Annotated in this window: 1 protein-coding gene; it reads left to right on the top strand. The window is 56.8% G+C overall.

Annotated features, from left to right (window positions below; all coding sequences use genetic code 11):
• Positions 1-40: 40 nt before the first annotated feature.
• Positions 41-4,071: cadherin domain-containing protein (locus tag Q8W24_RS16590; protein ID WP_305476000.1), on the top strand; the 4,031-nt coding region annotated here is incomplete at its 3' end.

The raw sequence follows: 4,071 nt of genomic DNA, 5'->3' as shown, positions 1-4,071 counted from the left end.
GAGCTCTGGGTGGCCACCCTATTAAACAAGGAATGATTACATGCCGATTTATCGCGTAGCCGTTTTTAACCCTCTTAATGACTATGCTGGTCAAGTGTATAACGGTGATGAACCGGCTGTGGTGTCAGCCCAGTCCGGTTTCTATTACGTGCTGTTGCAGGATGGGGCATTGATCACGCCGGCCGCAATGGGAATACGGCGCAAGGGCAAAGACCTGGAGATCGAGGTGGATGGTGATGTGGTGGCGCGCATCGACGACTTCTTTGTGACCCCCGGGTTTGGGGGGCTGGTACTGTCACCCGAAGCTGAGCCGGGCAGAATGATCCGGATGGAGGTGCTGTCAGAGCAGGAACTGGCGGGCAGCAGCGAGTCTTATATTGTCGTGGAAGAGCCGGTTCACTGGTTCGCGGGCGCATCAGGGGCGTCAGCAGAAAGCGGCACGTCCGATTGGGGCTGGATCGCAGCGACATTGGGTATAGTCGGAGCAATCACCCTGTATACCTTGTCCGATCGTTCCCGTGATAATGGCAACGATGACGACAACTCCAGCCAGATAACCGTCAGCCCGGTCGCGGGCGTATTTGATTCAGCGGCCACCGTCGACGTCTATGACGCCCAGGGCAACGTACTCGGCCACGGCCAGATCGATCCAGCCAGCGGTCAGGTCACGATCACGCTTGACGCCGACTACACCGGCCCGGTGCTGGTCGTGGTCACCGACGCCAACGGCGACGCCGGAGATTATATCTCCGAAGCCACCGGTGCCAGCACCAGCCTGGGAACCAGCCTGACCGCCATGGCCGACCTGGACGAGAGCGGTGACCTGACCCTGAGCGTCACACCGCTGACGACGCTGGCCGTGATGTTGGCGGGTATCAGTGCTGACAGCCTGTCCAGTACGCCCTTAACCAGCGATATGCTGGCCATCAATCAGACTCTGGCGACCCTGTTCCAGTTATCCGACCTGCTTGGTGATGTCACCGCGATCACTGAAGACGAGTTTAACCAGGAGGACGGCCTCAATACCGCCGAAGCGTACGGTGATTTATTGGTGGCCCTATCCGGTCTGGACGAGTTTCAGGGCAGTGTTGCTGCCACGCTGGAAGCCCTGCTGGCAGAAGTCTCGATCGTTGACGGCGTGGCCCTGATCTCCACTCATGGCATCGCCCTGCTGCAAGCGGGCCTGGCCCTGTTTGAAAGTGGCCCGTACAGCGGCGTGCTGGACAGCCAATCGGTGATCGCCCTGGCGCCGGTTGTCACGGAAGCCCGCGACGGACTACTGGCCGATGAAGCTGAGGATGGTACCGTCGTCACCCTGAAACAGGTGGCCGTCGGAGACCTCATCAGCATCACCCTGGGCGACCTGAACTACGACGTCACCGCGACGGTGGCCATGGTCTCCGATGGCTACGCATCGATCACCCTCCCGGCAGACCTGCTGGAAGAGCTGGGGGACGGGAACTGGCCACTGACCGTCAGCGTTAACGGCGACGCCCGCTTGCCCATCTACATTGAGCAGGAAATCAGTCGTCCGACACTCAGTATCGATGTCGATCGCAGCGATCTGGCGGCTGGAGAGCATACCGTCGTCACCTTTACTTTCAGTGAAGCCGTGATCGGCTTCAGTAATGCCGATATCACACTGGACAGCGGCAGCCTCAGCACCGTGACCACCACCGACGGCGGAGTCACCTGGACTGCAACCTACACACCGGCGGACAACACGGAAGACTCTGGTACCCGGATACAAATCGGTGGCGAATGGACCGACCTGGTGAACAACGCCCCGGCCGTGGGCGCCGACAACCTGGAGGCCAGCATCTCGATCCAGGTGGATACCGTGGCACCGGTGGCGAGTATCGACCTCTCAACCCATGTACTGGCAGTTGGAGAAACCGCCACGGTCACCATCCGCTTCCATGAAGCCGTGACCGGATTCGGCCTGGAAGATCTGTCGGCAGACAACGCCACCTTCTCCAACCTCATCAGCACCGACGGCGGCACCACCTGGACCGCCACACTGACTTCCTCCGACAACATCAGCAGCGATGATAACCGGATTTACCTGAGCAGCGGCTATACCGATGCGGTGGGTAACCAACCGACCAGCGACGTCATCAGCGCCAGTTATCAAATCGATACCCAGACCCCGGTTTTCACCTCCGCGACCACCGCCACCGCGATTAACGAAAACTCTGGTGAGAACGCGGTGATTTACACCGCAACGACAGACGATACCGCAGCGGTGGTTTATAGCCTCTCGGGGGCTGATGCTGCTTTGTTCAGCATTAACTCGGCGACGGGTGAAGTCACCTTGTTGGCCGACGCTGATTACGAGACCAAGTCCAGCTATTCATTTGTAGTCACCGCCACCGATGGGGCGGGTAACCATACCGATCAAACTGTCACCCTGGCGGTCAATAACCTCGATGAAGCAGCGCCGACGATTACCTCTGGTGATACCGCGACTGCCATCGATGAAAACAGCGGTGCCGGGCAAGTGGTGTATACCGCCACCGCTGATGACTCTGCTGATATTTCTGATGGCGTGAGTTTCATCCTGTCGGGTACAGATGCGTCACTGTTCAGCATCAACTCAGCCACCGGTGAAGTCACCTTGTTGGCGGATGCCGACTACGAAACCAAACCAAGCTACAGCTTTACCGTCACCGCCACCGATGGAGCCGGTAACCACACCGACCAAATCGTTACTTTAGCAGTCAATAACCTGGATGAAGTCGCACCGACGATTACCTCTGGTGATACTGCCACTGCCATCGATGAAAACTCTGGTGCTGGGCAGGTGGTGTATACCGCTGTTGCTGATGACTCAGTGGATATTTCGGACGGCGTAACGTTTAGCCTCAGTGGTACTGACGCGGCTTACTTCTCGATTGATACCAGCACCGGTGAAGTCACCTTGTTGGCCGACGCTGATTACGAGACCAAACCAAGCTACAACTTTATCGTCACCGCTACCGATGGGGCGGGTAACCACACCGACCAAACCGTTACGCTGGCGGTGAATAACCTCGATGAAGTGGCACCGACGGTTACCTCTGGTGATACTGCCACTGCCATCGATGAAAACTCTGGTGCTGGGCAGGTGGTGTATACCGCTGTTGCTGATGACTCAGTGGATATTTCGGATGGCGTAACGTTTAGCCTTGGCGGCACTGATGCGGCTTACTTCACCATTGATATCAATACTGGCCAAGTGACTCTAAAAGCGGATGTGGACTATGAGACCAAATCCAGCTACAGCTTTACTGTTACCGCCACCGATGGGGCGGGTAACCACACGGACCAAGCCGTTACCCTGGCGGTCAATGACCTGGATGAAGTGGCACCAAGCATTACATCTGGCGCTACTGCCACTGCGATTGATGAAAACAGCGGTGCCGGGCAGGTGGTATATATCGCTACTGCCAATGACTCTGCTGATATTTCTGATGGCGTGAGTTTCAGTCTGTCGGGTGCAGATGCTGCGTACTTCTCGATCGATGCCAGCACCGGTGAAGTGACTTTGTTGGCCGATGCCGATTACGAGACCAAGTCCAGCTACAGCTTTACTGTCACTGCTACCGATGGAGCCGGTAACTTTACCGACCAAATCGTCACCTTAGCAGTCAATAATCTGGATGAAGCAGCACCAACCATTACATCTGGCGCTATCGCCACTGCGATTGATGAAAACCCTGGTGCCGAGCAAGTGGTGTATACCGCGACGGCCGATGATTCCGCGGATATTTCTGGAGGCGTCACTTTCTCGCTCTCAGGCGACGATGCAGCGTATTTCTCGATTGATGCCAGCACCGGTGAAGTGACCTTATTAGCCGACGCTGATTACGAGACCAAACCAAACTACAGTCTTACTGTAACTGCCACCGATGGCGCCGGTCACTTCACTGATCAGACCGTTACGCTGGCGGTCAATGATCTGGATGAGTCAGGACCGGTATTTAACTCCGGTACGTTGGCAGATGCCATTGACGAAAACTCTGGTGCCAGCTCGGTTATTTACACAGCCACAACCAATGATGCGACGGCGGTTTATAGCCTCTCGGGAGC

It is taken from the genome of Oceanobacter sp. 4_MG-2023 (assembly GCF_030689165.1).
In the GTDB taxonomy this organism is placed as follows: domain Bacteria; phylum Pseudomonadota; class Gammaproteobacteria; order Pseudomonadales; family Oceanobacteraceae; genus Oceanobacter.
Note: the sequence above shows the minus strand (reverse complement) of the source record. Positions and strands in the feature narration are given on the sequence as shown.